Here is a 26,077-nt window from a genome sequence, read left to right on the forward strand (position 1 = left end):
GGGGTGCGGGATATGGGGGGGAGGCGATTTCCCCGTGGGGCGGGGCGGGGCGTCGCCCCCCCCCCCCCCCCCCCCCCCCCCCCCCCCGCCCGGTCGGCCCCCGCTGCTCCCACCCCAGGAGGACCCCCGATGCCCGAAACCGGAACCGAAGACCCGACCGGATCCGAAACCCCCGCCGAACCAGGGCCCGGCCCTGCACACCCGGCCGCGACCGACACCCCGGCCGCCGCGCCGGCCCCGACCGTTCCCGCCCCCGCCGCCGGCCCGGAACCCGCAGCCGCCGCCACCGGAGCGGAGGACCCGGCCGGAGCCGTGCCCCGCGCCCCGGCCGGCGGAGCGGCCCGCGCCCCGTCCCGCGCCGCGGCCGGACCGGGCGGACAAGACGCCGGCGGAGCGAACTCCGGAGGCGCAACCGGAACCCGACCCGGGGCCGCCGGGCGGCGGCTCGGGGCGGCCCCGGGGGAGCCCGACGTGGGGTCGTTGCACGCCTTGTGCCGGGAGCTGGCCGAGGCCGCCGAGGCCGTCGGAGAGGCCGCCGCGTTCGCCACCGGGCTCGCCGCCCGGGGCCGGATCCCCGGCCCCGCCCGCCGGAGCCTGCTGCGCGCGCTCACCGACCGGTCCGGCTTCGGCTGGGGTGCGCGCGGCGCCGGGGCGCTGGGCCGGGCCGCCTGGCTCGCCGGGGTGCTCGCCGGCCGGGAGAGCCTCGCCGTCAGCCTCGCCGTGACCGGGCTCAAGGCCCGGGTCCGCGCCGCCGCCGTGGAGCACCCCGAACTCCTCTCCGATCCCGGCACCGCCCGCCTGGTCCGCGCCATCGAGGAGGACCGCCAGACCGAGGCCGCCCGCGCCTTCCGGGCCATCCTCGGCAGCCAGGGCTCCGAACGGGCCTTCGCCCTGCTCGCGCCCTCCTTCGCCGACCTGATGGCCTGGAACGCGCTCACCGACGAGAACCCCTTCAACGACGCCGCCGGCTGGGAGATCGCCACCGGCCGCACCCTGACCACCGCCGAGCCCCTCCTCGGCATCGGCACCCGGGTCTGGGCCCTCCTCGACCGCGGCCCCGGCCGCGCCGAGCCGGTGCCGGCCGACCCCGCGCTGGTCGCCCGCCTGGACCGGTCCGGCACCATCGCCGGCTGCGTCCGCAACATCGACACCATCGGCACCACCGGCCTGCTGCTGATCCAGCAGGTCACCGGCCCCGACGAGGCCGTCCGCTACCTGGTCCAGCTGGCCGGCATGGCCGCCGGGGGACTGCGCAACGAGAGCCCCCAGGACCTGCTCGGCGCCATCCACGCCGTGGCCCGCCCGGCCACCCCGTACTCCCGGGCCGTGACCCAGGCTCTGCGCGAGGCCGTGCCCACCGGCGCCGAACTCGCCCTCGTCGGCCACAGCCTCGGCGGCATCACCGCCATGAACCTCGCCGCCGACCCCGACTTCTGCGCCCTCTACAAGGTCTCCCGGGTGATCGCCGTCGGCTCGCCCGTCGACGGCAAGCGGCCCGCCGACCCGGCCACCCGGGTGTGCTCCCTGGTCAACGAACACGACGTGGTGCCCAGCCTCGAGGGCCGCTCCTCGGTCTCCCCGTACCCGCTGCCCGCCCAGTTCACCGAGTTCACCTGGACCGACGACACGCACGCCTTCCCGCTCTGCCACGCCGCCGAGCGGTACGCGCACAACCTCCGGTTCGACGCGCCCGAGGCGGGCGCCCACGCCGACGCGGAACTCGCCCCGTTCCGCGGCCGCGTCACCGCCCACCGGTTCTTCCAGCTCTACGACCGCTAGGACCCCCGATGACCGAAACCGCCGCAGACGCCACGACGGACACCGCCCCGGCCGCCGGCCCCACCGCCGGCCCGGCCGCGGGCACCATCCCCGCCCAGAGCGGCCGGCCCGCCCCCGCCGCGCCCCCGTACGGCCCGCCCGGTCTGCTCGAACGCCTCGGCTCGGCCGCCTTCGCCCGCATCAACCGCACCCGCGAGTGGCACGAACTCCCCGCCCCCCTCGGGCTGCTCAACCTCCGCGTCCTGCGCGACGACCTGCGCCGCGAGAACCTGCACGACACGTACGGGGCCGGCGGCGAGCGCCCCCGCCGCGCCCCCGCCCGGCTGCTCCCGTACCGCTCCTACGACGGCTCCGGCTACGACCCGCACGACGAGGACATGGGCCGCGTCGGCACCCGGCTCGACCGCAACGCCCCGCTCCACCTGGCCTTCCCCGGCTCCGAAGAGGAGCTGATGACCCCGAGCCCCCGGGAGGTCAGCCGGCAGCTGCTGGCCCGCCGCTCCTTCGTGCCCGCGCCCACCCTCAACCTGCTGGCCGCCGCCTGGATCCAGTTCGAGAACCACGGCTGGGCCAACCACGGGGACAACGAGGAGGCCGAGCCCTTCAGCGTCCCGCTCGCCGCGGACGACGACTGGGGCACCCTCGGCGGCAGCTGCCCGATGCGGATCAACCGCACCCGCCCCGACCCGGTGGCCCACACCGGCAAGGGCGCCCCGCCCACCTACGAGAACACCGTCACCCACTGGTGGGACGGCTCCCAGATCTACGGCTCCGACGAGGAGCGCTGCCGGTCCCTGCGCACGGGCGAGTCCGGCCGGCTGACGGTCGTCGACGGACGGCTGCCCGCCGACCCGAGGCCGGGCCGGGAGTGCCTGGACCACACCGGCATGAACAGCGACTACTGGGCCGGGCTCAGCCTGCTCCACACCCTGTTCGCCAAGGAGCACAACGCGATCTGCGACCACCTGCGCTCGCACTACCCGACCTGGGACGACGAGCGGCTCTTCCACACCGCCCGGCTGGTCAACACCGCCCTCATGGCGAAGATCCACACCGTGGAGTGGACCCCGGGCATCCTCGACACCCCCGTGCTCCACAAGGCGATGAACGCCAACTGGTACGGGGTGCTGCCCCGCTGGGTCTCCAGGAAGTACGGCCGGGTCGGCTCCGGGGAGATGCTCAGCGGCATCCTCGGCTCGCCCACCGAGCACCACGCGGCCCCGTTCTCGATGACCGAGGAGTTCGTCTCCGCGTACCGCCTGCACCCGCTGATCCCGGACGAGCTGGCCGTCCGCGAGCACAAGGGCGGCGCGCTGCGCGAGACCATCGGCTTCACGGACCTGCAGGGTGCCGCCACCCGCACCGCCGTGGACGCGTACGGCACCGCCGACCTGTTCTACTCGTTCGGCACCGCGCACCCCGGCGCCCTGGTCCTGCACAACCACCCGGACGCGCTGCGCAACCTGGTCCGGCTCACGGGCGAGCACGTGGACCTCGGCACCGTGGACGTCCTGCGCGACCGGGAACGCGGCATCCCGCGCTATAACGCCTACCGCCGGATGCTGCGCAAGCGCCCGGTGGCCTCCTTCGAGGAGCTCACCGGCGGCCACCCCGCCGACACCCCGCTCCTCGAAGAGCTCTACGAGGGCCGGCTGGACCGGGTGGACACGCTGGTCGGCAACCTGGCCGAGCCCCGCCCGGCCGGATTCGGCTTCAGCGACTCGCTGTTCCGGATCTTCATCCTGATGGCCAGCCGGCGGCTCAAGAGCGACCGCTTCTTCACCACCGACTACCGGCCGGAGATCTACACCGCCGAGGGCCTGCGCTGGGTGGACCGCAACACGATGGTCTCCGTCCTGCTGCGCCACCACCCGGAGCTGGCGCCCGCCCTCGACGGGGTCGTCAACGCCTTCGCCCCCTGGCGGTCGCTGTGAGGCCGGGCGGCGGCCCCGCGGGCCCGGGCGGCACCGTGCCCGGCCCGCGGGCGGCGGACGCGGACGCCGGGACCGGCACGGGCACCGGCCCGGACGCCGGCACGCGCGACACGCCCGGCCCGGACGCCCGCACCCGCGACACGCCCGGGCCGGACGCCGGTACGGGGAACGGGGCGGGCGCCGGGGCGGGCCCCCGGCCCGGCCCCGAGGAGGGTCTACGGGCCCATGCTGAGGTCCTCCGGGAGCGGGCCCGGCGGCTGCGCGAGAGCGCCGCGGCCCTCGACTGGCGGGGGCCGGAGGCCGAGGCCTTCCGGGAGCGGGTCGGCCGGCTCGCCGCCCGCTGCTCGGTCGCGGCCGAGGACCTGGGCCGCGCCGCCGCACTGCTGCGGCCCGCCCCGCCGACCGACAAGCACCGATAAATGGCCATCAACTTCGTTAACATGCAGGCAACTTCGCCGTCTCGGCACCGATATCTGAACACGGCACGCTGGTGAACGTACGGCCGTGCGGGTGCCGTTGGCCGGTCGGGCGGAAGCAGTTCCGCCCGGCCGGCCGCTCGTCGTGCCCGCCCGCAGACCGGCTCCGGGGCAGGTCCGGGGCGGGGTGCGAGGAGGCCGGCGAGGCCGGGGGCGCCGACCCAACACCCGTGCGCCCTGCGGCCGATGGGGCGTGCGCCCCCCTGGTGCACCAGTGCGACCGAAGGATGCGTCCGCACGGATAGTTATGATCCGTAGCGCACGGCGCATGTGGGTATGACTGCGCCACGTGCACAGAACGCCGTCCGGGCAAGCGAACAGATGTGGAGGTGAACCGCCGTGGCACTCTCGATTTCGGCGGTGGTGCTGCTGGGGGTCATCGTCTTCCTGCTGGTCCGCAAATCGGGACTCAAGCCGGGACACGCGCTGGTCTGCGTCCTCCTGGGGTTCTACCTCTCCAGTTCCACGATGGCACCCACCATGCGGGAGCTCACGTCGAACGTGGCGAACATGATCGGCGGCCTCAAGCTGTAGCCCGCGCCGGTGTCCGCGGCCGTACCGGTGCAGCGCGTACCGGTACGGGCCGGGCCGGTGCCGGCCGTGCCGGTGCGGACCGGGCCGCGGAAGGCCGTGTCACCGCGGATCCGGCGGGCGGGACCGCGGGTGCGGCCTCGTAGGCTGTGCCCATGAACGGTCTTCCCGCCCGTCGTCTGCTCCTGGTGCACGCGCACCCGGACGACGAGTCCATCAACAACGGCGTCACCATGGCCAAGTACGCCGCCGAGGGCGCCCACGTCGCGCTGGTGACCTGCACCCTGGGCGAGGAGGGCGAGGTCATCCCGCCCGCGCTCGCCCACCTGGCGGCCGACCGCGAGGACACCCTCGGCGCGCACCGCATCAAGGAGCTCGCCGCGGCCATGGCCGAACTCGGGGTCACCGACCACGGCTTCCTCGGCGGCCCCGGCCGCTTCCGGGACTCCGGGATGATGGGCGCCCCGCAGAACGCGCGCGCGGACTCGTTCTGGCAGGCGGACCTCGACGAGGCGGCCGGCCACCTGGTGGAGACCGTCCGCCGGATCCGGCCCCAGGTCCTCGTCACCTACGACCCGGACGGCGGCTACGGGCACCCCGACCACATCAAGGCGCACCGCGTCGCCATGCGGGCCGCCGAGCTCGCGGCGGACCCGGCGTACCGCCCGGAGCTGGGCGGGCCGCACGCCATCGCCAAGATCTACTGGAACCGCGTCCCGCGCTCCGTGGCCGAGGAGGGCTTCGCGCGGCTGCGGGCCGCCGGCGCAGCCGTGGCCTTCCCCGGCATCGCCGAGGTGGACGACGTACCGGGCGTGGTCGACGACGAGCGGATCACCGCGGAGATCGGCGGGGAGCCGGGCTCGGCCGCGCACGAGGCGGCCAAGGCGGCCGCGATGCGGGCGCACGCCACCCAGATCGCCGTGGACGGCCCCTTCTTCGCGCTCTCCAACGACCTCGGGCAGCCGCTGTTCACGCGGGAGTACTACGAGCTGGTCTCCGGGCGCTCCGCCGCCCCGGCCGGCGGCCGCGAGCACGACCTCTTCGCCGGGACCGGCGCATGAGCAGCGCGGGGAAGAAGCCGGCCGCGCGGGCGCGCGCGACGGCGGCCGCCGCCCCCGCCGCGCCGGGGCCCGCCGGGCTGCTGACCGTACGGCTCACCCCGGCGCGGATCGGGCTCTTCGTGCTGCTCGCGGTCCTGGGGGCGGCCACCGGCATCGCGGGCGGGCTGCTCGTCGCGGCCTGGCCGCCGGCGGGACTGCTGCTCTGCCTGCTCGCCACCCTCGGCCTGTTCGTCGGCGGCCGGATCGCGATGGGCGGGCCGATCGGGGTGGGCGCGACCGCCCTGGGCTGGCTCGGGGTGCTGGTGGCGTTCGTCTCCCCGCGGCCCGAGGGGGACAACCTCTATGCGCCCGCAACCGGTACGTATGTGTACATGCTGGGCGGCATCGTCGCGGCTGTGATCTGTGCCACCCTCCAGGGTGTTTCCGGACGGCCGGATTCCGCCTCCGGGCCCGGCCGGTGACGTACCCTTCCGGCCGATGACGGGTTCCCACCGGGGGGTTGTGGACCGGCGGTGCGCCGTGTTCACGGGGTGTCCACAAGAACCCCGCTTCCCCCGGTGGTCAGTTGCGCCCGGGCGGCGGCCAGTATGGTGGACGGCGCCGCCGAGCTGCCCGCGCACGGTATGACGGGCGGCGGAGCCAACCGGGAGAACCTGCCTTGAGTCGTGAAACTGACAGTTCGTCCTCCGGGCCCCAGGGGCGCGGTGGAGCCGCCTACCCCTCGGGTACGCCGTACGGATCCCGCCAGTACCCGTCGACGGACACGGCGGCGGACGCTCCGGAGGAGCACGCCATGACGAAGACTTCACCGTCCTCCCCGGAGTCGGACGACCCCAAGACGGAGACCACGCTGACGACGCGCATCCGGATCAACATCCCGGGTTCGCGGCCGATCCCGCCGGTCGTCGTACGCAAGCCGGTGTCCGGCGGCGAGGACACGGAACCGGACGGCCCGGCGCAGGCGTCCAAGCCCGCGGAGCCGTCCGCGGCTCCCGCGCCGGCCGACGGGCCGAAAGCGGACCAGCAGAGCGACTGGTTCGCTCCGCGCAAGGGGGCGGCCCTGTCCGCTGCGACCGCCCGGCCCGCCCTCGGGCCGGCCGGCGGCAGCGGTGCCGCGGGCGCCTCAGCCAGCAGTGGGGGGACTGACATGGAAAGTGGATCCGGGCCGTTCGGCGGCCCCGGACAGGGCCAGCGGCCCGCGGCGGCGCTGCCGCCGCGCGCCGGCCTGCCGACCCGGCCGGTGGGTGCCTCGGCACCCGGCGGCCGGGCCGGACTCGGCGCGGGCGCAGCCGCGACCGCCGGTGCACCGGCGGTCGGCGCCCGCATGGGCGCCCCGATGGGACAGGCCCCCGGCCGTCCCGGCGCCCCGATGGCCGGCGGCCCCGGCGGCCGTCCCGGCCCGGGCTTCGGCCCCGGCGGCCAGCGCGGCCCCGCCCCGCAGCCGCAGGGCGCCCAGGCCGCCGCGTACGGCCCCGGCGGCCAGGGCCAGCAGGGCGGCGGCTACGCCGGACCGCCCGCACCCGGCGCACCCGCACCGGGCGGGATGCACGGCGGCATGCCGTACGCCCCGGAGCACCAGGGCGGCCCGGCCGGTCCCACGACCGGACCGGCCCTCGGCACCATGCCGGTGGCGGCCCCGCCCCGGCACGACGACGACACCACCGCGCTGCGCCAGTGGCCCGGCCCCGAGCTGGCCCCCGAGGCCGGCACCGGCCGCATGCAGGCACCGCCGCAGGCCCAGCCCTTCCCCGGCGGCCCGGCCCCGATGCCGATGCCGATGCCCGGCGAGGAGCAGGCGGCGCCCCCGCAGCGCCCCGCGCCCGAGCCCAAGACGGGCGGCGTGCGCAAGCGCTCCAAGCTGCTGCTCGTGTGCACCGGTGCGGCCGCGCTGCTCGGCGTCGCCTACGGCGCCGGCCTGCTGCTGAACCACTCCGACGTGCCCAAGGGCACCACCGTGCTCGGCGTGGACATCGGCGGCACCCGCGAGGAGGCGCTCAGCACCCTGGAGCAGACCTTCGGCAAGCGCGCCACCGACCCGCTGAAGCTGAGCATCGGCGGCAAGCAGGTCGAGCTGAAGCCCGAGAAGGCGGGCCTGCGCCTGGACGCCCAGGCCACCGTGCGCGGGGCCGCCAACAGCGACTACAACCCGGTCTCGGTCATCGGCTCGCTGTTCGGCGACTCCCGGGCCGCCGAGGCGCAGATCCCCGTGGACGAGGAGAAGCTGCGGGCCGCCCTGCAGAGCCTCTCCGGCGGCGCGGGCACCGTGGTCGAGGGCACGATCAAGTTCGAGCCGAACAAGGTCACCGCCGTCCCGGGCAAGGCCGGCCAGGGCCTGGACGTCGAGCGCGCCGTCGCCGCGGTGAAGGAGGCGTACCGGCAGCAGATCGAGACCGGTTCGGCGAAGGCGGTCGAACTGCCCGTCACCACGCGCGAGCCGGTCGTCGACCAGGCCGAGCTGGACCGGGCCATGGAGGACTTCGCCAAGCCCGCGATGTCCGGCAACGTCGTCATCAAGGCGGGCACCGCGTCCATCCCGTTCGGACCCGGCCGCTCGCTGCCGCAGATCCTCGGCATGAAGGCCGTCGACGGCAAGCTCGTCGAGACCTACGACCTCGAAGCCATCAAGCGGCTCTACGGGGACACCTTCAAGGGCGTCCTCATCACCCGCGGCACCGGCGAGAAGACCCCGGTCACCCCGCAGGACGTCGCCGGGGTGCTCGGCAAGGCGCTGCGCGGCAAGACCGCGGCGGAGCGCGTCGGCACCATCGAGACGAACCCGAGCTAGCGGCCGCAGGGCCGCCGGCGGCGGAACGCAGGGAGCCCCTGTCCGGGTACGGGCAGGGGCTCCGGCGCGTCCGGGCCGGGTACGGGCAGGGGCCCGGGCGCGTCCGGGCATCCTTCCCCGCTGCCTGCCTGCCTGCCTGCCTGCCTGCCTGCCCGCCGACGCCGCCCGCGGCCGCGGCTGTCATGCCCGGCACATGACATCCGTCATGCGCAGCCCACGACGGGCGACACTGCCGCCGGACCTCCGCCGCGCACGATTCTTGAGCCATGACGACGACGACCGTGAAGGCCACCGACACCGCAGTGGTGAGCTTCCGAAACGTGACCAAGAGCTACGGCCCGGTCCGCGCGGTCGACGGCCTCAGCCTGGAGCTGCACCCGGGGGAGACCGTCGCCCTGCTGGGCCCCAACGGAGCCGGCAAGTCCTCCACCCTCGACCTGCTGCTCGGCCTGCGCACCCCCGACTCCGGCACCGTACGCGCCTTCGGCGGCACCCCGCAGCAGGCCGTGGCCCGGGGCCGGATCGGGGCCATGCTCCAGAGCGGCGGCCTGATGGAAGAGGTCTCCGTACGCGAACTCGTGGCGCTCGCCTGCGCCCTGCACCCGCGGGCCCACCCCGTGGACGAGGTGCTCGCCCGTGCCGGGGTCGCCTCGATCGCCGACCGCATGGTCAACAAGCTCTCCGGGGGCCAGGAGCAGCGGGTCCGCTTCGCCCTCGCCACCGCCGGGGCCAACGACCTCATCGTGCTCGACGAGCCCACCACCGGCATGGACGTCACCGCCCGCCAGGCCTTCTGGGCCACCATGCGGGAGCAGGCCGACCAGGGCCGCACCGTCCTGTTCGCCACCCACTACCTGGAGGAGGCGGACGCGATCGCCGACCGCGTGCTGGTCCTCCAGCGCGGCCGGCTGCTGGCCGACGGCACCGCCGCCGAGATCAAGGCGAAGGCCGGCGCCCGCCGGATCTCCTTCGACCTCGGCCCCGAGTCCCTCCCCGCCGCGGCCTCCGATTCCGCTTCCGGTTCCGCAGCCGCCGCCGAGGCGCAGCTGCGCGCCCTGCCGCACCTGACCCGCCTGGAGATCCACGGCAGCACCGTGCGCCTCCAGTCCCGGGACGCCGACGCCACCGTGCACGCGCTCTACGCCCTGGGGCTCTACCCCCGCAATCTCGAAGTCGCCGGACTGGGCCTGGAACAGGCCTTCATCGCCCTGACCGAGGCCGAGGAGGCCCGCTCGTGAACGCCCTCGTGAAGCTCGAAATCACCCGCGCCCTGCGGAACAAGAAGTTCCTGTTCTTCACCGTGATCTACCCCGCCGCCCTGTTCCTGATGATCGGCGGCACCCAGAACGGCGACACCCGCGTGCCGGGCGGCACCCTCGGCCTGCCCGCCTACTTCATGGTGGCCATGGCCTCCTTCGGCGCCCTCACCGCCGTCCTGATGGGCAACAGCGAGCGGATCGCCAAGGAGCGCGAGAGCGGCTGGGTCCGCCAGCTCCGGCTGACCGCCCTGCCCGGCCGCGGCTACGTCCTGGCCAAGGTCGCCAGCGCCGCCGTGGTCAGCCTGCCCGCCATCGTGGTCGTCTTCGCGGTCGCCGCCGTCACCAAGGGCATCCGCCTGGAGGCCTGGCAGTGGGCCGCCCTCACCGGCGCCATCTGGGCCGGCAGCCTGGTCTTCGCCGCCCTCGGCGTGGCCATCGGCTACCTGGTCACCGGCGACACCGCACGGCCCGTCACGATGATCGTCTACTTCGGCCTGTCGATCCTGGGCGGCCTGTGGATGCCCACCACCGTCTACCCCCAGTGGCTCCAGGACATTGCCGAGTGGCTGCCCACCCACGCCTACGCCGCCCTCGGCCAGGCCATCGAACTCGGCTCGGCCCCCCGCGCGGCCGACGTGGCCCTGCTCGCCGCGTACTTCGTGCTCTTCGCCGGCGGGGCGGCCTGGCTGTACCGCAAGGACACACTGAAGGCATGAACACGACGCAGCCGCCGGCGCCCGGACCGCGGGAGACCGCCGCCTTCTTCGGCTACGGGACCGACCCGCAGCACACCGTCCCGATCGGCGAGAAGCCCGACACCCGCCGGCAGACCGCGGTGAAGGCCCTGTGGACCGCCGTCTGGCTGTTCTACCTCGGCGCCCCCGTCACCGACCTGGTCAGCGGCGGGCACGCCACCGGGACCCGGATCCTCGGCGCCCTGGGACTGGCCGCCTTCGTGGTCTGGTACCTGATCCTCATCTTCCGCGTGGACCGCGGCACCCCCACCCCGAGGATGCTGCTGAACATCGGGGTCCTGGCCGCCCAGGCGCTGCTGCTCTCCGTGACCCTCGGCCGCGAATGGCTCGTGCTGTTCGTCTACGTGTCCATCGCCTCGGGCGCCGCCCTGCCCGCCAAGGCCGCACGCTGGACCGTGCCCGGCGCCACCGCCCTGCTGGTGCTCGTCGGGACCGCCGTACCCGACGGCAGCGCCTACCTGATCGGGCTGGTCGTCCCGGCCCTGCTCGGCGGCTTCGCGATGGTCGGCGTCCGCCAGCTGGTCCGCACCACCCTGGAACTGCGGCGGGCCCGGGCCACGGTGGCCCAGCTCGCCGCCAACGAGGAGCGGCTGCGGCTCGCCCGCGACCTGCACGACCTGCTCGGCCACTCGCTCAGCCTGATCACGATCAAGAGCGAGCTCGCCGGCCGGATGCTCCCCGACCACCCCGAGCAGGCCGCCCAGCAGGTCGCCGACATCGAACGGGTCAGCCGGCAGGCCCTGGTGGACGTGCGCGAGGCCGTCACCGGCTACCGGCGACCCACCCTGCCCGGCGAACTCGCCGGCGCCCGCACCGCGCTCACCGCCGCCGGGATCGCCGCCGACCTGCCGCTGGACCCCGAACTCCCCGACCTCGACCCCGAGTCCGAATCCGCGCTCGCGTGGGCCCTGCGCGAAGGGGTCACCAACGTGGTCCGGCACAGCGGCGCCCGGCGCTGCACGGTCGGCCTCCGGGTCCGCCAGACCCTCGACGGGCCCGTCCTCTCCCTGCGGATCGCCGACGACGGCAACGGCGCCCCGGGACCGGCCGGCAACGGGCTGACGGGCCTCACGGAACGCCTCACCGCCGTGCACGGCACCCTCCGCGCCGGCCCGGGCGCACAGGGCTTCGAACTCGTGGCCGCCGTCCCCCTAGGATCCCCCTCATGACCTCCACCGCCCGCCCGATCCGCGTCCTGCTCGCCGAGGACCAGTCGATGGTCCGCGAGGCGCTCGCGGCCCTGCTGGGCCTGGAGCCGGACATCGAGGTGGTGGCACAGGCCGCCCGCGGGGACGAGGTGCTCGCGGCCGCCCGCGCCCACGAGGTGGACGTGGCCCTGCTGGACATCGAGATGCCGGGGATGACCGGCATCGAGGCGGCCGCCGGCCTCCACGCCGCCCTGCCCGCCCTGAAGATCGTCATCCTGACCACCTTCGGCCGCCCCGGCTACCTCCGCGGGGCCATGGAGGCCGGCGCCTCCGCCTTCCTCGTGAAGGACGCCCCGGCCGCCCAACTGGCCGCCGCGGTACGCCGGGTGCTCGCGGGGGAGCGGGTCATCGACCCGACCCTCGCCGCGGCCGCCCTCGCGGAGGGGGCCAACCCGCTGACCGACCGGGAACGCGAGGTCCTGCGGGCGGCGGCGGACGGGGCCACGAACGCGGAGCTGGCCGCCGCGCTCCACCTCTCCCAGGGCACGGTCCGCAACTACCTCTCCACCGCCATCCAGAAACTGGCCTCCCGCAACCGAGCGGAAGCGGTCCGCGTGGCCCGCGAAAAGGGCTGGCTCTGAACGGGGGGACCAGTCAAGCCCCGCCAGGGGGGTACCTCCCAGCCCCCGGGGCTGGGGGAGCGCGCGGCGCGCGGCGCGGAACCCACGGTCAGTTGAGCATCGCGCGCGCCGCAGCCGCCTGGTGGCGGATGTCCGCCGCCGCAGGCGGATCGATGGCCGCCATGACCTCCGCGTAGGACTCCAGTTCCGCCGCCCCCTGCAGGAACTCCCCGCGCCGGACCAGCAGCTGCGCCCGCTCGTAGCGCAGCCGGGCCGGGTGGGAGGGGATCAGCAGGGCCAGCTCCAGCGACCACAGCTGGACCGCCGACTGCTCCGGCCGGGCCGCCGCCCAGGAGCGGATGTTGTTCAGGATCCGGTGCACGATCTCCATCGGCCGGGCCGGCTCCAGCAGCGACGGATCCAGCGGAGCCCCCGTCGCACTCACCACCAGCAGCTCCGCGTCCGCGCCCGACAGCGGCCGCCCGCCCGCGAACGGGTCCGCGAGCACCCGCTCCGCCGGATCCCCGAAGCCGACGACGAAATGCCCCGGCAGGGCCACCCCGTACACCGGCGCCCCGGCCCGCCGGGCCACCTCCATCCACACCACCGACAGCAGGATCGGCAGCCCGCGCCGCCGCCGCAGCACCTCGTGCAGCAGGGAGGACTCCAGCCGCTGGTAGTCCGCCGGCACCCCGTGGAACCCGCAGCGCTCGCCCAGCAGCTGGGCGACCGCCGAGGCCCACGCCGTGGCCGAGCGCAGGCCGTACGGCAGCAGCCCGGCCAGCCGGTCCAGTTCCATCTGCGCCTCGTCCAGCGCCCTCTCGTCGAGTTCCGGATCGGCTTCCGCCGCCACCAGCAGGCACAGCAGGGCCAGGTCCGGCCGCTCGGCCCGGGCCTCCTCCGCGAAGCGGTCCCGGAAGCTCACGACGCGCGGAAGTGGTGGTACGTGTGGTGCGCCGCGAAGCCCAGCCCGTCGTACAGGCCCCGCGCGGCCGCGTTGCCGGCCTCGACCTGGAGCCAGGCCGCCGAGGCCCCCTCCGCCAGTGCCTGCCGGGCCAGCGCCGCCATCACCGCCGTCGCCAGCCCCTGCCGCCGGTGCTCCGGCGCCACCTCGACGGCCGCGAAACCCGCCCAGCGGCCGTCCACGACACAGCGCCCGATCGCCTCGGTCCCGTCCGCCCCCTCGACCCGCGCGAACCACACCGAGGGCCCGGCCGACAGCACCTGCGCCACCTCCGGCCGGGGCGTCCCGGTCCGCTGGTAGCGGGCCAGCCAGGCCGCGTCGCAGGTGCGGGAGAGTCCGACCCGTGAGACGTCCGCCGCGAGGTCCCCGATCGGGGCCAGCGCCGCGATCCGCACCTCGGCCGACACCTCGCGCACCCAGCCGCGCGCCTCCAGCTCCGCGCACAGCAGCTCCTGCGCCCCCTCGGCGCCCGTACCGGCCTGCACGTACGGGGGAAGGCCCCGTTCCGCGTACCAGGCCGTCACCCGCGCGAGTGCTTCGTCGAGGCCTGTGCCGGGGTCGCCCAGCGCCAGCGCCGAGTTGGCCCGGCGGGTGAACCCGCCGGAGGCGCGCAGGGTCCACTCGCCCAGCGGCTCGGCCTCGACCGGCATCCAGGCCCGCGCGGCGATCCGCGTGAGCTCCGCGAAACCCGCCGCGGGCCCCCGGCGCCGGGCCGGGGCGGCCGGCACGACCTTGCCCGCGACCAGCGTGGATTCCGGGATGCGGACGGATTCGCCGTCCTTCCGTGTGATCAGCAGCACACCCCGGTCCCAGGATGTGAGAACGCCGACCGTGTCGGTGAACGTGCCCGACCCGTCCCGACCCGGGCTCAGGCGCCGCACGGAGACACGTTTCCCCACGTCATCCGGGGTGATACGGACTTCCAGACGGCCACCGGCGGTGATTTCCACGGCTCTCTACGCCCCTCCTGTTCGGATCGTGCCCGGGAACGGAGATACTAGGTGCGGGCATCGACGACGCCGCGCTCCCGCGCGATATGGAAAGCCCTACCGAGGAGGAACGAGAGCGTGACCTACGTCATCGCGCAGCCTTGTGTCGACGTCAAGGACAAGGCGTGCATCGAGGAGTGCCCCGTCGACTGTATCTACGAGGGCCAGCGGTCCTTGTACATCCACCCGGACGAGTGCGTCGACTGCGGCGCCTGTGAGCCGGTCTGCCCCGTCGAGGCGATCTTCTACGAGGACGACACTCCGGAGGAGTGGAAGGACTACTACAAGGCGAACGTCGAGTTCTTCGACGAGCTCGGTTCGCCCGGTGGTGCCTCCAAGCTCGGCCTGATCGAGCGCGACCACCCCTTCATCGCGGCGCTTCCCGCGGACATCAACCCGGAGCACTGATTTCCCCGCCCCGGCCCGGTACGGCCCCGAGCCGTACCGGGCCGCGGCGTTTTCCCTGCGCACCGCCCCGAGCAGCAGCGCGTACGAGAAAGTGAGCACCGCCCGTGGCCGCAGTATCGTCCCGACTCCCCGTCTTCCCCTGGGACAAGCTGGAGCCCTACAAGGCGACCGCCGCGGCCCACGCGGACGGTCTCGTGGACCTCTCCGTCGGCACCCCCGTGGACCCGGTGCCCGAGCTGATCCAGCAGGCCCTGGTGGCCGCCGCCGACTCCCCGGGCTACCCGACCGTGTGGGGCACCCCCGCGCTGCGCGACGCGATCGCCGGCTGGGCCGCCCGCCGCCTCGGTGCGGCCTCCGTCGGGCACGCGAACATCCTGCCCGTGGTCGGCTCCAAGGAACTCGTCGCCTGGCTGCCCACCCAGCTCGGCCTGGGCCCCGGCGACAAGGTCGCCTACCCGCGGCTCGCCTACCCCACGTACGAGGTGGGCGCCCGGCTGTGCGGCGCGGAGCCGGTGGTCTACGACGACCCGACCGAGCTCGACCCGGCCGGCGTGAAGCTGCTGTGGCTCAACTCGCCCTCGAACCCCACCGGCCGGGTCCTGCCCAAGGAGGACCTGGTCCGCATCGTGGCCTGGGCCCGCGAGCACGGCATCCTCGTCTTCAGCGACGAGTGCTACCTGGAGCTCGGCTGGGAGGCCGACCCGGTCTCGGTGCTCCACCCCGACGTGTGCGGCGGCTCGTACGAGGGCCTGGTGGCGGTCCACTCCCTCTCCAAGCGCTCCAACCTGGCCGGCTACCGGGCGGCCTTCGTGCTCGGCGACTCCGGGGTGCTCGGCGAGCTCCTGCAGATCCGCAAGCACGGCGGCATGATGACCCCCGCCCCGGTCCAGGCCGCCACCGCCGCGGCCCTCGGCGACGACGCGCACGTGGAGGCCCAGCGGGCCCGCTACGCGGCGCGCCGGGACGCCCTGCGGGCGGCGCTGGAAGCGCACGGCTTCCGCATCGAGCACAGCGAGGCCAGCCTCTACCTGTGGGCGACCCGCGACGAGCCCTGCTGGGACACCGTGGGCCACCTCGCGCAGCTCGGCATCCTCGTGGCGCCCGGCGACTTCTACGGCGAGGCCGGCGCCCGGCACGTCCGGGTGGCCTTCACGGCCACCGACGAGCGGATCGCGGCCGCGGTCAAGCGCCTCGGCTGACCCCGCGGGCGGGGCCGGCCGGTCCTGCCGACGGGACAGACGTGCACGTGGGGCCCGGGAGTTCGACTCCCGGGCCCCACGGCGTTCCGTCACCCCGCGGGTCAGCCCAGCGGGGTCTGGAGCGGCAGCTGACCGGTGGGCAGCTGCGCCGGGAGTTCGGCCGGCAGGGTGGAGGCGACGGGCGCCACCCCGTCGGCCGCCGGGAGGGTCTTGGCCACGGCGCCGGTGGACAGGCCGGCCGGCAGCTGCTTCGCCACGCTGCCACCGCCCATCTCGCCGGTCGTGCTGGTCGTCTGCCGGGCAGCGCCGTCGACCGCCTGGCCGAGGCTCGCCGTGTCCAGGGCGGTGACCGGGCCGAGCGACGGGAGGGCGGGGGCGTCCGCCGCGCTCGCCGAACCGGCCGCACCGACCACGGGAGCCGCCCCGGCTGCGAGCAGCAGCGCGGCGCGGGCGATCCGGCGGGTCAGGGGGAGGGACATGGTGCTCCTAAGCGTCGGGTACACCCGGCGGACGGAGCGTCCGGCGGGCTGCGTACGCCGTGACAACCGGCTGTGGGGCGGGGGAGGTTGCGGGCCCCCGGCGTAAAGAATCGGTAACGCATCGCATTATCGGTTTCGCCGACCAGCGCATGATTCCCCCAGCAGAACCGTACCGATCAGGCGTTTCCCCGCCCGGGCTCCACCCGCCGCGTCCTCCCCCGACCCCCCTCCACGAGCGACCCCCCGCACACCCGTCCGCCCCTCCCGGTAGCCCGGCACAACCCAGCCCCTCCAGGGGGTACCTCCCAGCCCCCTGGGGCTGGGGGAGTTTGAGGAGCGGGTCCGGGCAGAGCCCGGTGCCCGGCGCCAGCCGGGTTGCTCTTGGGCCCCCGCCCGGTGGGCAGCCGATGGTCCGCGGCGGGAATTGCCGCGCCCGGCGGGCAGCCGCCGCGGTCGGGGGTCCGCGGGGCGGGCCGGGCCCCCGCGCTCCAGGGGGTGGGAAGAAGGGCGGGGTCAGGCGTGGCCGGAAGCGACCGTTACGGAGACGCGGTCCCGGTCAGCCGTACCCGCCCGCCACCCGCCCCCGTGCCGCCCCGCCCGCCACACCTTCCCGTCGTACGCGACCTCCGCGATCCGCAGCCGGGCCGCGTTCGACACCGCCCAGTGCGCCCGCTCCCAGCCCTGCCGCGCCCCCGCCACCGGCACCGCCAGCTCCCGGCCCGCCACCTGCGGAGCCCCGGGCCCGGCCGGCCCGGACCGGCCGGCACCGGGCCGGCCCACGGCCCGCGCCAGCTCCGACTTCACCCGCACCGCGTCCCCCGTCTCCTGCGGGGCCGGACCCGTGCACGACAGCGCGGCCGGGATCCGGCCGGTCAGCGCCGCCGCCAGCAGCACCGCGTCCGGCTCGTGCTTCGCGTACGCCTGCGGGAAGCCGCTCAGCTGCACCCGCTGCGCCGCCACCGTCAGCGGCAGGCGGGCGTAGCCGCGCACCTCCGCCAGCCGGTCGTAGAAGATCCCCGCCGCGTACACCGGGTCCAGGATCTGCTCCGGCTTCCCCCAGCCCTGCGAGGGCCGCTGCTGGAACAGGCCCAGCGAGTCCCGGTCCCCGTGCCGCAGGTTGCGCAGCCCCGACTCCTGCATCGCCGTGGCCAGCGCGATCGCCACGGCCCGCTCCGGCAGCCCCTTCGCGGTCCCGACCGCCGCTATCGTCGACGCGTTCGCCGCCTGCTCCGGGGACATCTCGTACGAGGACCCCTCGCCGCTGCCGCCCCCGTCCGCCTGCACCGTGCAGCGCGGCGCACCGCCCCCGCCGTTCGAGTCGTACTGCACGGCGAAGTAGCCGGCGAGCGCGGCCAGCACCGCGAGCGCCCCCAGGAACCGGAGCGGGCGGCTGCGGCGACGGCGGCGCGGTGCGCCGGATGCAGGATGGCTGGGATCGGACACGCGGCCCACCGTACTTGAGCCACCCGACACGTCCACCGGCCGGACGTCCGCGGCCCGCCGCGGGCCCGGCGCGTTAGGGTCGTGGCCATGTCCGAATCTGCGCTAGACCTCAGCCTGGACGCCGCGGCGCTGACCGCCCGGCTCGTCGACATCCCGTCCGAGAGCGGGGACGAGAAGGTGATCGCAGACGCCGTGGAGCAGGCGCTGCGTGCCCTCCCGCACCTCACCGTCGACCGGCGCGGCAACAACATCGTCGCCCGCACCGACCTCGGCCGCGCCGAGCGCGTGATCCTCGCCGGCCACCTCGACACCGTCCCGATCGCGGACAACGTGCCCTCCCGGCTCGACGAGGACGGCATGCTGTGGGGCTGCGGCACCACCGACATGAAGTCCGGAGTGGCCCTCCAGCTCCGCATCGCGGCCACCGTCACCGAGCCCAACCGCGACCTCACCTTCGTCTTCTACGACCAGGAGGAGGTCGCGGCCCACCTCAACGGCCTCGGCCACCTCGTGGACGCCCACCCCGAGTGGCTGGCGGGCGACTTCGCGGTGCTCCTGGAGCCCTCCAACGCCCAGGTCGAGGGCGGCTGCCAGGGCACCCTGCGGGTGCTGCTGAAGACCACCGGCGAGCGGGCCCACTCCGCGCGCAGCTGGATGGGCTCGAACGCCATCCACGCCGCCGGCCCGATCCTGGCCCGACTGGCCGCGTACGAGCCGCGCAAGCCCGTCATCGACGGCCTGGAGTACCACGAGGGCCTCAACGCCGTGCGGATCGAGGGCGGGGTCGCCAACAACGTGATCCCCGACGAGTGCACGGTGACGGTCAACTTCCGCTACGCGCCCGACCGCACCGAGGAGGAGGCCCTCGCCCACGTCGAGGAGGTCTTCGCGGACTGCGGAGTGGTCGAGTTCATCGTCGACGACCTGTCCGGCGGCGCGCTGCCCGGGCTTTCGCACCCGGCCGCCCAGGCGTTCATGACCGCCGTCGGCGGCCGCGCGATGCCCAAGTTCGGCTGGACCGACGTGTCCCGCTTCAGCGGACTGGGCGTACCGGCGGTGAACTACGGCCCGGGCGACGCCCTGCTCGCGCACAAGCGCGACGAACGCGTGGACACCAAGGCGATCCTGCACTGCGAAGAGCGACTCCGCGCCTGGCTGACCTCCTGAATTACCCTCCTTGTCACCCTTGTGTGCCTACCCTGATGCGAACGATCAGCAGGAGGGAGCACATCATGGGCAACTCCGAGAGCGTGCGGCGCAGGCCCGAGGAACAGCAGCTCGGGCCGGTGCTGCGCAGGCGGGGCCAGGTCCAGGCGGGCAGCACGACCGACCAGCGGCTGCTGGACTCGGCGGGCCCCTCCGAGTGGGTGCACACCGATCCCTGGCGGGTCCTGCGCATCCAGTCGGAGTTCATCGAGGGCTTCGGCACCCTGGCCGAGCTGCCGCCCGCGATCAGCGTGTTCGGCTCCGCGCGCACCCCGGCGGGCACGCCTGAGTACGAGGCGGGCGTCCGGATCGGCGGGGCGCTCGTCGAGGCGGGCTTCGCCGTCATCACGGGCGGCGGCCCGGGTGCGATGGAGGCGGCGAACAAGGGGGCCCGCGAGGCCGACGGGGTCTCCGTGGGGCTCGGCATCGAGCTGCCCTTCGAGCAGGGGCTCAACCCGCACGTGGACCTCGGGCTGAACTTCCGCTACTTCTTCGTCCGCAAGACGATGTTCGTGAAGTACAGCCAGGGCTTCGTGGTCCTGCCCGGCGGGCTCGGCACCCTCGACGAGCTCTTCGAGGCGCTGACCCTGGTCCAGACCCAGAAGATCACCCGCTTCCCGATCGTGCTCTTCGGCACGGAGTACTGGAGCGGGCTGGTCGACTGGCTGCGCAACACGGTGGTGGCCCAGGGCAAGGCCTCGGAGCGCGACCTGTACCTCTTCCACGTCACGGACGACGTGGACGAGGCGATCGCGCTGGTCACCAAGGAGACCGCCAAGTAGGCGGCAGACGGCGGGCGGCAGCCGCATCCCGCGCGCACGGCAGCCGCATCCCGCGCGCACGGCAGCCGCCGTACCGCCGCACACCCCGGCCCGGGCCCGTCCGCCCGGGCCGGAAAGCCCCGTCGCCGGAGGTCTGCTCCGGCCGCGCCCCGGGTGCGGCCGCCGGCCTCAGGCCAGGCCGCGGCGGGCCACCGCCGGAGGCCGGTGCCCCTGGATGGAGGCCACCATGTCGAGGATCTGGCGGGTCTCCGCCACCTCGTGCACCCGGTAGACCTGCGCGCCGAGCCAGGCGGAGACCGCCGTGGTGGCCAGGGTGCCCAGCAGGCGCTCCTTGACCGGCTTGTCGAGGGTCTCGCCCACGAAGTCCTTGTTGGACAGGGAGACCAGCACCGGCCAGCCGGTGTCCGCCATCTCGCCGAGCCGGCGGGTCGCCTCCAGCGAGTGCCGGGTGTTCTTCCCGAAGTCGTGGCCGGGGTCGATCAGGATCGCGTCCCGGCGCACCCCGAGCCCCGCGGCCCGCTCGGCCAGCCCGACCGTCACCCGGAGGATGTCCGCCATGACGTCCTCGTACTCGGTGCGGTGCGGCCGGGTACGGGGCTCCACCCCGCCCGCGTGCGTGCACACCAGCCCGGCGCCGTACCGGGCCGCGACCTCGGCGAGCTTCGGGTCCACCCCGCCCCACGCGTCGTTCAGCAGGTCGGCGCCCGCCTCGCAGACCGCCTCGCCCACCTCGTGCCGCCAGGTGTCCACGCTGATCACCACGTCCGGGTGGCGCCGGCGCACCTCGGCCACGAAGCCGACCGTACGGCGGGCCTCCTCGACGGCGTCCACCTCCTCGCCGGGACCCGCCTTCACCCCGCCGATGTCGATGATCGCGGCGCCCTCCGCCACCGCCTGCTCGACCCGGTCCAGGGCCGGCTCGTCGCGGAAGGTCGCACCCTGGTCGTAGAAGGAGTCCGGGGTCCGGTTCACGATGGCCATGATCACCGGCTCGTGGGGCCCGAACTCACGCCTGCCCAGCCGCAGCATCCCCTGTTTCCTCCTCTGATCGTCCGTGAGCGACCTTAACGGTCCGCGCCGTCGCGGGCGCATGGCACGATCGTGGCGGACAGGTTTCGCGGGCCCACGGGAGTTGGTTGATCGTGTTCTGGTTCTTGCTGATCGCGCTGGTCGTGGTGGTTGCCGCGGTCACGCTCGCGGTGGTGGGCGGCGGCGAGGAGGCCGTGCTCCCGGAGGCGGAGCCCCAGCAGCTCGCCGACACCCTCCCGCCGGACCGCCCCGTCTCCCGCGCCGACGTGGACGCCCTCCGCCTCCCCGTGGCCCCGCGCGGCTACCGCATGGCCGAGGTGGACGAGGTCCTGGCCCGCCTGGGCGCCGAGCTCGCCGAACGCGACGCCCGCATCGCCGCCCTGACCGCCCCCGCCGGCCCCGACCTCTTCAAGCGCCCCGAGGGCTTCGCCCCACCGGGCGGCCACCCGGCGGACCGGACCCCGGGCGGCTTCCCGACCCGGGAGGACGTCCCGCAGGATGGTTTCGCCGGGGGCTTCCCGCCCCGGGACGCCGCTCCGCACGACGGCCGGGGCGACCAGGCGGAAGGGCCGCGGCGATGAGCGCGGGAACCGCGGCTGCGGGCACGGACGGCCTGCTCCGCTGCCCGTGGGCCCTGTCCACCGAGGACTACGTGGCCTACCACGACACGGAATGGGGCCGCCCGGTCCACGGGGACGACGCCCTCTACGAGCGCCTGTGCCTGGAGGCCTTCCAGTCCGGGCTGTCCTGGCTGACGATCCTGCGCCGCCGCGAGGGCTTCCGCGCCGCCTTCGCCGGCTTCGAGATCGCGGAGGTCGCCCGGTTCGGCCCGGCCGACACCGAGCGCCTGCTCGCCGACCCCGGCATCATCCGCAACCGGATGAAGATCGAGGCCACCCTCGCCAACGCGAAGGAACTCGCCACCTGGTCCCCGGGCGACCTCGACACCCTCATCTGGTCCCACGCCCCGGAGCCGGGCAGGCAGCCCCCGAGCACCCTGGCGGACGTCCCGGCCGTCACCCCGGAGTCCACGGCCCTGTCCAAGGCCCTGAAAAAGGCCGGCATCCGCTTCGTGGGCCCCACCACGGCCTACGCCCTGATGCAGGCCTGCGGCCTGGTCAACGACCACCTGAGCGACTGCACGTCCCGCTGACGGCGGCACGTCCAGCGCCACCGGGCGGATCCAGCCCGCCGGCGGGCACGTTCCAGCCCCGCCGAGGCGGACGATTCGGAGTCCGGGGGAGGTGGGGGACCTGCCCCGCAGGGCAACCTACCGGCCCAGGTACTTCGGCTTCTCCTTCGCCAGGAACGCCGCCACCGCAATCCCGTGATCCTCCGACGCCCCCGCCTTCGTCTGCAGCTCGTCCTCCTTCTCCAGCGCCTCCCCCAGCGAGTGCCCCGCCCCGTACGCCAGCGAAGCCTTCAGCGCCGCGTAGGCCACCGTCGGCCCCGCGGCCAGCTTCCGCGCCACCGCCGCCGCCGCGTCCGCCAGCTCCGCCGCCGGGACCACCCGGTTCACGATGCCCAGCTCGTACGCCTCCTGCGCCGACAGCGAGCGCGGGAAGAACAGCAGGTCGGCGGCGCGGCTCTGGCCGATCAGCCGGGGCAGGGTCCACGACACCCCGGAGTCGGCCGTGAGCGCGACCCCGGCGAAGGAGGTGTTGAAGGAGGAGGTGTCGGCGACCACCCGGTAGTCGGCGGCGAGCGCGAAGCCGAAGCCGGCCCCGGCGGCGACGCCGTTCACCCCGGCGACCACGGGCTTCGGCATCTCGGTGATCGCCCGCACGATCGGGTTGTAGTGCTCGCTGACCGTGCTCAGCGCGTTCCCGGAGCCGGACTCGCGGGCCGCGGCCAGGTTGCCGATGTGCTCCTTGAGGTCCTGGCCCACGCAGAACGCCCGCCCGGTGGCCGTCAGCAGCACCGCCCGTACGGCCTCGTCCCCGGCAGCGGCCAGGAGGGCGTCCCGGAGGGCGACCTTCGCGTCCACGTTGAGCGCGTTCATCGCGTCGGGGCGGTTGAGCGTGATCGTGGCGAGCCCGTCGGTCACTTCGTAGAGCACGGTGTCGGCCATGGCAGGTGTCCCCTCCGTCGCGGACCCGGCCAGCGATCGGTACTGGCCGGTACAAGGGTCAGCATGGCGGACGGGGAGGGGCGCCGACATGTGACATGCGTCAAAGAATCCGTCGGCACGGCCGCAGGTGTGGCGGCGAAGTATCGCAGGCGGATCCCCGAAATGAGTGGTTTTGACTGAGCGCGTTGCGCAAGCGTTCCCGGCCGATGTTGGTCATCGGGTCCTGACATGCGGGATAATGGCCAGGAAGCAATGTGTTCGATGCCGGGTTCCAGGCGCCTGAATGGGGCCGTCGGCTGACGATGAGCTGGTTTCAGGAAGGGGAACGAGCATGGCGGCCATGAAGCCGCGGACGGGCGACGGCCCGCTCGAGGTCACCAAGGAGGGGCGGGGCATCGTCATGCGCGTACCGCTCGAAGGCGGCGGTCGGCTCGTAGTCGAACTGACCCCGGACGAGGCCGGTGCCCTCGCCGACGCTCTCAAGAACGTCGTCGGCTGACGCACCTGCACACAGATTTCCGCGATGCCCCGGCCACCTGACGGCGGTCGGGGCATCGCTGCGTCCGCGGGCGGGCGGACCGGCGCCACCGCTCAGCGGCGCACCGCGCACAGCAGGCCGTCGCCGACCGGCAGCAGGGCCGTCTCCAGCGCCGGGCTCTCCCGCACGGTGCGCAGCAGCTCGCGCACCCGCAGGACCTCGACCGGCTGTGCGGCCGAGTCGACGGTGCGGCCGTCCGAGAAGACCCCCTCGAAGCACACCAGACCCCCAGGTCGCAGCAGGCGCAACGATTCAGCGAGGTAGTCGAGGGACTCGGTGGGGTCGCCGTCGCAGAACACCAGGTCGTACCCGCCGTCCGCGAGCCGCGGCAGTACGTCGAGGGCCCGGCCGGGGATGAAGCGGGCCCGGTTGCCGGCGAAGCCCGCGGCCCGGAAGGCCTGGCGGGCGAAGGCCTGCCGGTCGGGCTCGGGGTCCACGGTGGTGAGCACCCCGTCCGGCCGCATCCCGTGCAGCAGGTGGATGCCGGAGACACCGGTGCCCGTGCCGATCTCGGCGACGGCCTTCGCGTCGGCGGTGGCGGCGAGCAGGCGCAGCGCGGCACCGGTGCCGGGGGACACCGGGCGCAGGCCCGCTTCCCTCGCCCGGTCGCGGGCCCACCGCAGAGCGTCGTCCTCGGCGACAAACGCGTCGGCGAACGCCCAGCTCGTCTGCCGGTTGCCGGTAATGACCCTCTCCTGTCCCCATAGTTGGCGCAACGGTGACTGTATCCGTTGGCTGCGGGAACCCGCAGATGGGACCGGGCGTTGTGAGGGACAAGAGGGGCCGATCGGGATCACCGGACGCGGCCGGCCGCCCTCCTTATGCAAAGTTAACGCAAAGATACTTATCCGGAGCTGACGGACGGGGTGGCTATGGTAGGGGCTCCACTGGACACCACCAGAGCCGACAGGGGAGGTGCGGCTGCGCCTGTGGATCGCGGGGGCGTGATCAGACGCCTCTTCAGGTCGGCAGGTGAGCCGAAATCCGTGACTGACACTGCTGACCGTTTCCACACCGCCGCCACCGCAACGACCGCGACCTTCGCCGCAGATGCGGGCCAGCAGGCGTGGACCCCTCCCTCGTGGGAGGAGATCGTCAGCACGCACAGTGCACGGGTCTACCGCCTCGCCTACCGCCTCACGGGCAATCAGCACGACGCCGAGGACCTCACCCAGGAGGTCTTCGTCCGGGTCTTCCGTTCGCTGTCCACCTACACCCCCGGCACGTTCGAGGGCTGGCTCCACCGGATCACCACCAACCTCTTCCTCGACATGGTCCGCCGCAAGCAGCGGATCCGTTTCGACGCCCTCGCCGAGGACGCCGCCGAGCGGCTGCCCAGCCGTGAGCCCTCGCCGCAGCAGGTGCTGCACGACACGCACTTCGACGCGGACGTGCAGCAGGCCCTGGACACCCTGGCGCCGGAGTTCCGCGCCGCCGTCGTGCTCTGCGACATCGAGGGGCTGTCGTACGAGGAGATCGCCGCGACCCTGGGCGTCAAGCTGGGCACCGTGCGCAGCCGTATCCACCGAGGCCGCTCCCATCTGCGCAAGGCGCTCAAGCACCGGTCCCCGGAGGCCCGGGCCGAGCAGCGTGCGCTGGCGGGGGCGGGCGTGGGAGGAGAGGGCGGACCGGAGTGAGCGGAGTCAGTCCGTCCCCGGCGGAACACCACTTGGGCGACCGGCTCGCCGCGCTGGTGGACGGGGAACTCGGCCATGACGCGCGCGAGCGGGTGCTCGCCCACCTCGCCACCTGTGCGCGGTGCAAGGCCGAGGCCGACGCGCAGCGGCGTCTGAAGACCCTCTTCGTGGAGTCGGCCCCGCCGCCGCCCTCCGAGGGGCTGCTCGCCCGGCTCCAGGGCCTGCCGGGCGGGGACCCGGGCGCACCCGGTGCCGCTTTCGGCAGCGGGGTCTTCGGCGTGCCCGGACCCGACCGCTTCGGCTACGTGCCGACCCCGCCGGCCGCGCCCGAGGACCGGCTGCCCGGCCGGGGCTTCCGCATACACGAGGTGGCCGTGGCCCGCCCCGGTGCCCGCGGGCGGCGGTTCGCCTTCGCCGCGGCGGGGGCGGTGTCGCTGGCCGCCATTGCGCTGGGCGGGGCGCTGCCGCTGGAGTCCGGCGTGGATCCGAATGCGCGGGGCGAGGGGGGGACGGCGGTCACGCCGGCGACGCGGAGCGGTACGGGTTCGGGGGCGGGGGTCCTCTCCGTCTCCGAAGCGGCGCTTCCGGCCGGGCCGGTGGGGCCCTCGGCTGCGGGCCGGATCCCGCACATGCTCGCCGGGGTGGCCGTCACCCGCACCCCCGGCCCGCACCCCCCGCAACTCCCCCCGGTCCCCGGCCCGAAACCCCCGCCCAAACCCCTGCCCCACTGACGAACCTGCCCCCGCCCGACAAGCCGACCCTGCGGGGGCACGTTCCATCTCCCCGGCCGCCCGGGGCCCGGGGGCCGGATCAGTCCCCGCCGGCGTTTGAGGCGCGGGGGCGGGGCCCCATCCACGCCGCGCGGGGGACCGGGGGCAGAGCCCCCAACCCAAGCCCCGCCGGCGATTGAGGCGCGGGGGTGCGGGGGCGGAGCCCCCGAAGGGCCCGGGCCGTGACCCTGCGGGGCTTTCCCCTACCCGCCCC

At 74.7% G+C, this 26,077-nt stretch carries 27 protein-coding genes; 20 read left to right on the top strand and 7 right to left on the bottom strand.

From position 1 onward, the window contains the following. Window positions 1-471: 471 nt before the first annotated feature. The 11 genes from ACZ407_RS18290 to ACZ407_RS18340 all read left to right on the top strand — a co-directional run bounded on the left by ACZ407_RS18290 (window position 472) and on the right by ACZ407_RS18340 (window position 12,369). Window positions 472-1,779, top strand: coding sequence for an alpha/beta hydrolase family protein (locus ACZ407_RS18290; protein ID WP_468129282.1), 1,308 nt, complete (start codon window positions 472-474; stop codon window positions 1,777-1,779). An 8-nt stretch (window positions 1,780-1,787) separates the two neighbouring features. Beyond that, a complete protein-coding gene (locus tag ACZ407_RS18295) occupies window positions 1,788-3,713 on the top strand; it encodes a peroxidase family protein (protein ID WP_468129284.1) in 1,926 nt (641 codons plus the stop codon). Window positions 3,714-3,748: 35 nt separating this feature from the next. After that, on the top strand, window positions 3,749-4,132 hold the full coding sequence (locus ACZ407_RS18300; RefSeq protein ID WP_468129285.1) for a hypothetical protein: 384 nt from the start codon (window positions 3,749-3,751) through the stop codon (window positions 4,130-4,132). A gap of 396 nt (window positions 4,133-4,528) precedes the next feature. Continuing rightward, entirely contained in the window at window positions 4,529-4,723 is a 195-nt protein-coding gene (locus tag ACZ407_RS18305) for a hypothetical protein (protein WP_468129287.1), read from the top strand. A gap of 152 nt (window positions 4,724-4,875) precedes the next feature. Continuing rightward, window positions 4,876-5,781, top strand: coding sequence for an N-acetyl-1-D-myo-inositol-2-amino-2-deoxy-alpha-D-glucopyranoside deacetylase (mshB, locus tag ACZ407_RS18310; protein WP_468129289.1), 906 nt, complete (start codon window positions 4,876-4,878; stop codon window positions 5,779-5,781). Next, the gene (locus tag ACZ407_RS18315) at window positions 5,778-6,242 is read left to right on the top strand and encodes a DUF6113 family protein (RefSeq protein ID WP_468129291.1); all 465 of its coding nucleotides are present in this window, start codon (window positions 5,778-5,780) and stop codon (window positions 6,240-6,242) included. The genes mshB and ACZ407_RS18315 overlap by 4 nt, the downstream gene beginning before the upstream one ends. 197 nt (window positions 6,243-6,439) lie before the next feature. Then, window positions 6,440-8,566, top strand: a complete 2,127-nt coding sequence (locus ACZ407_RS18320; protein WP_468129293.1) for a hypothetical protein — start codon at window positions 6,440-6,442, stop codon at window positions 8,564-8,566. Window positions 8,567-8,832: 266 nt separating this feature from the next. Continuing rightward, complete coding sequence (locus ACZ407_RS18325; protein ID WP_468129295.1) at window positions 8,833-9,804, top strand: ABC transporter ATP-binding protein; 972 nt, start codon at window positions 8,833-8,835, stop codon at window positions 9,802-9,804. Next, on the top strand, window positions 9,801-10,541 hold the full coding sequence (locus ACZ407_RS18330; RefSeq protein WP_468129297.1) for an ABC transporter permease: 741 nt from the start codon (window positions 9,801-9,803) through the stop codon (window positions 10,539-10,541). Before ACZ407_RS18325 ends, ACZ407_RS18330 begins: the two co-directional genes overlap by 4 nt. Then, a complete protein-coding gene (locus ACZ407_RS18335; RefSeq protein ID WP_468129299.1) occupies window positions 10,538-11,749 on the top strand; it encodes a sensor histidine kinase in 1,212 nt (403 codons plus the stop codon). The genes ACZ407_RS18330 and ACZ407_RS18335 overlap by 4 nt, the downstream gene beginning before the upstream one ends. Further along, window positions 11,746-12,369 carry a response regulator transcription factor gene (locus tag ACZ407_RS18340; RefSeq protein WP_468129301.1) on the top strand — a complete coding sequence of 208 codons (624 nt, stop codon included), beginning with the start codon at window positions 11,746-11,748 and terminating at the stop codon, window positions 12,367-12,369. Before ACZ407_RS18335 ends, ACZ407_RS18340 begins: the two co-directional genes overlap by 4 nt. Before the next feature lie 88 nt (window positions 12,370-12,457). On the opposite strand, the gene ACZ407_RS18345 is transcribed toward ACZ407_RS18340, so the two are convergent. Together ACZ407_RS18345 and ACZ407_RS18350 are read right to left on the bottom strand one after the other, a co-directional pair. Next, window positions 12,458-13,273: a transglutaminase-like and tetratricopeptide repeat-containing protein gene (locus ACZ407_RS18345; protein ID WP_468129303.1), complete on the bottom strand. Its 816-nt coding sequence runs from the start codon at window positions 13,271-13,273 to the stop codon at window positions 12,458-12,460. Then, window positions 13,270-14,262 (bottom strand): GNAT family N-acetyltransferase, encoded by a 993-nt coding sequence (locus tag ACZ407_RS18350; protein WP_468129305.1) that lies wholly within the window; start codon window positions 14,260-14,262, stop codon window positions 13,270-13,272. The genes ACZ407_RS18345 and ACZ407_RS18350 overlap by 4 nt, the downstream gene beginning before the upstream one ends. Window positions 14,263-14,379: 117 nt before the next feature. Between ACZ407_RS18350 and fdxA the strand changes: the two genes are divergently transcribed. Together fdxA and dapC are read left to right on the top strand one after the other, a co-directional pair. Next, window positions 14,380-14,709, top strand: coding sequence for a ferredoxin (fdxA, locus tag ACZ407_RS18355; protein ID WP_226735074.1), 330 nt, complete (start codon window positions 14,380-14,382; stop codon window positions 14,707-14,709). 104 nt (window positions 14,710-14,813) lie between these two features. Next, window positions 14,814-15,908, top strand: coding sequence for a succinyldiaminopimelate transaminase (dapC, locus tag ACZ407_RS18360; protein ID WP_468129308.1), 1,095 nt, complete (start codon window positions 14,814-14,816; stop codon window positions 15,906-15,908). Window positions 15,909-16,009: 101 nt separating this feature from the next. Here the strand turns inward: dapC and ACZ407_RS18365 are convergent, their stop codons facing one another. Then, a complete protein-coding gene (locus ACZ407_RS18365; RefSeq protein ID WP_468129310.1) occupies window positions 16,010-16,387 on the bottom strand; it encodes an ATP-binding protein in 378 nt (125 codons plus the stop codon). Between the two features lie 513 nt (window positions 16,388-16,900). Next, window positions 16,901-17,839, bottom strand: coding sequence for a VldE C-terminal domain-containing protein (locus ACZ407_RS18370; RefSeq protein WP_468129312.1), 939 nt, complete (start codon window positions 17,837-17,839; stop codon window positions 16,901-16,903). Window positions 17,840-17,917: 78 nt separating this feature from the next. On the opposite strand from ACZ407_RS18370, the gene dapE reads away from it, so the two are divergent. After that, window positions 17,918-18,997 carry a succinyl-diaminopimelate desuccinylase gene (gene dapE / locus ACZ407_RS18375; RefSeq protein WP_468129314.1) on the top strand — a complete coding sequence of 360 codons (1,080 nt, stop codon included), beginning with the start codon at window positions 17,918-17,920 and terminating at the stop codon, window positions 18,995-18,997. 65 nt (window positions 18,998-19,062) lie between these two features. Further along, complete coding sequence (locus ACZ407_RS18380) at window positions 19,063-19,818, top strand: LOG family protein (protein WP_468129316.1); 756 nt, start codon at window positions 19,063-19,065, stop codon at window positions 19,816-19,818. 168 nt (window positions 19,819-19,986) lie between these two features. On the opposite strand, the gene folP is transcribed toward ACZ407_RS18380, so the two are convergent. Beyond that, window positions 19,987-20,847, bottom strand: coding sequence for a dihydropteroate synthase (gene folP / locus ACZ407_RS18385; RefSeq protein ID WP_468129318.1), 861 nt, complete (start codon window positions 20,845-20,847; stop codon window positions 19,987-19,989). A gap of 113 nt (window positions 20,848-20,960) precedes the next feature. Here folP and ACZ407_RS18390 point away from each other — a divergent pair, with 113 nt between their 5' ends. Beyond that, window positions 20,961-21,428 carry a DivIVA domain-containing protein gene (locus ACZ407_RS18390; protein ID WP_468129320.1) on the top strand — a complete coding sequence of 156 codons (468 nt, stop codon included), beginning with the start codon at window positions 20,961-20,963 and terminating at the stop codon, window positions 21,426-21,428. Continuing rightward, on the top strand, window positions 21,425-22,000 hold the full coding sequence (locus ACZ407_RS18395; protein ID WP_468129322.1) for a DNA-3-methyladenine glycosylase I: 576 nt from the start codon (window positions 21,425-21,427) through the stop codon (window positions 21,998-22,000). The genes ACZ407_RS18390 and ACZ407_RS18395 overlap by 4 nt, the downstream gene beginning before the upstream one ends. Window positions 22,001-22,117: 117 nt before the next feature. Here ACZ407_RS18395 and chcB read toward each other — a convergent pair whose 3' ends face one another. After that, window positions 22,118-22,918, bottom strand: a complete 801-nt coding sequence (chcB, locus tag ACZ407_RS18400) for a 2-cyclohexenylcarbonyl CoA isomerase (RefSeq protein WP_468129324.1) — start codon at window positions 22,916-22,918, stop codon at window positions 22,118-22,120. 331 nt (window positions 22,919-23,249) lie between these two features. Here chcB and ACZ407_RS18405 point away from each other — a divergent pair, with 331 nt between their 5' ends. Beyond that, complete coding sequence (locus tag ACZ407_RS18405) at window positions 23,250-23,417, top strand: DUF3117 domain-containing protein (RefSeq protein ID WP_226735082.1); 168 nt, start codon at window positions 23,250-23,252, stop codon at window positions 23,415-23,417. Between the two features lie 92 nt (window positions 23,418-23,509). Here ACZ407_RS18405 and ACZ407_RS18410 read toward each other — a convergent pair whose 3' ends face one another. Further along, complete coding sequence (locus ACZ407_RS18410) at window positions 23,510-24,172, bottom strand: O-methyltransferase (RefSeq protein WP_468129326.1); 663 nt, start codon at window positions 24,170-24,172, stop codon at window positions 23,510-23,512. A 156-nt stretch (window positions 24,173-24,328) separates the two neighbouring features. Here ACZ407_RS18410 and sigE point away from each other — a divergent pair, with 156 nt between their 5' ends. Together sigE and ACZ407_RS18420 are read left to right on the top strand one after the other, a co-directional pair. Next, a complete protein-coding gene (sigE, locus tag ACZ407_RS18415; RefSeq protein WP_468129328.1) occupies window positions 24,329-25,093 on the top strand; it encodes an RNA polymerase sigma factor SigE in 765 nt (254 codons plus the stop codon). Next, entirely contained in the window at window positions 25,090-25,824 is a 735-nt protein-coding gene (locus tag ACZ407_RS18420; protein ID WP_468129330.1) for an anti-sigma factor family protein, read from the top strand. The genes sigE and ACZ407_RS18420 overlap by 4 nt, the downstream gene beginning before the upstream one ends. Window positions 25,825-26,077: the final 253 nt, after the last annotated feature.

It is taken from the genome of Streptomyces sp. NPDC030809 (assembly GCF_055572195.1).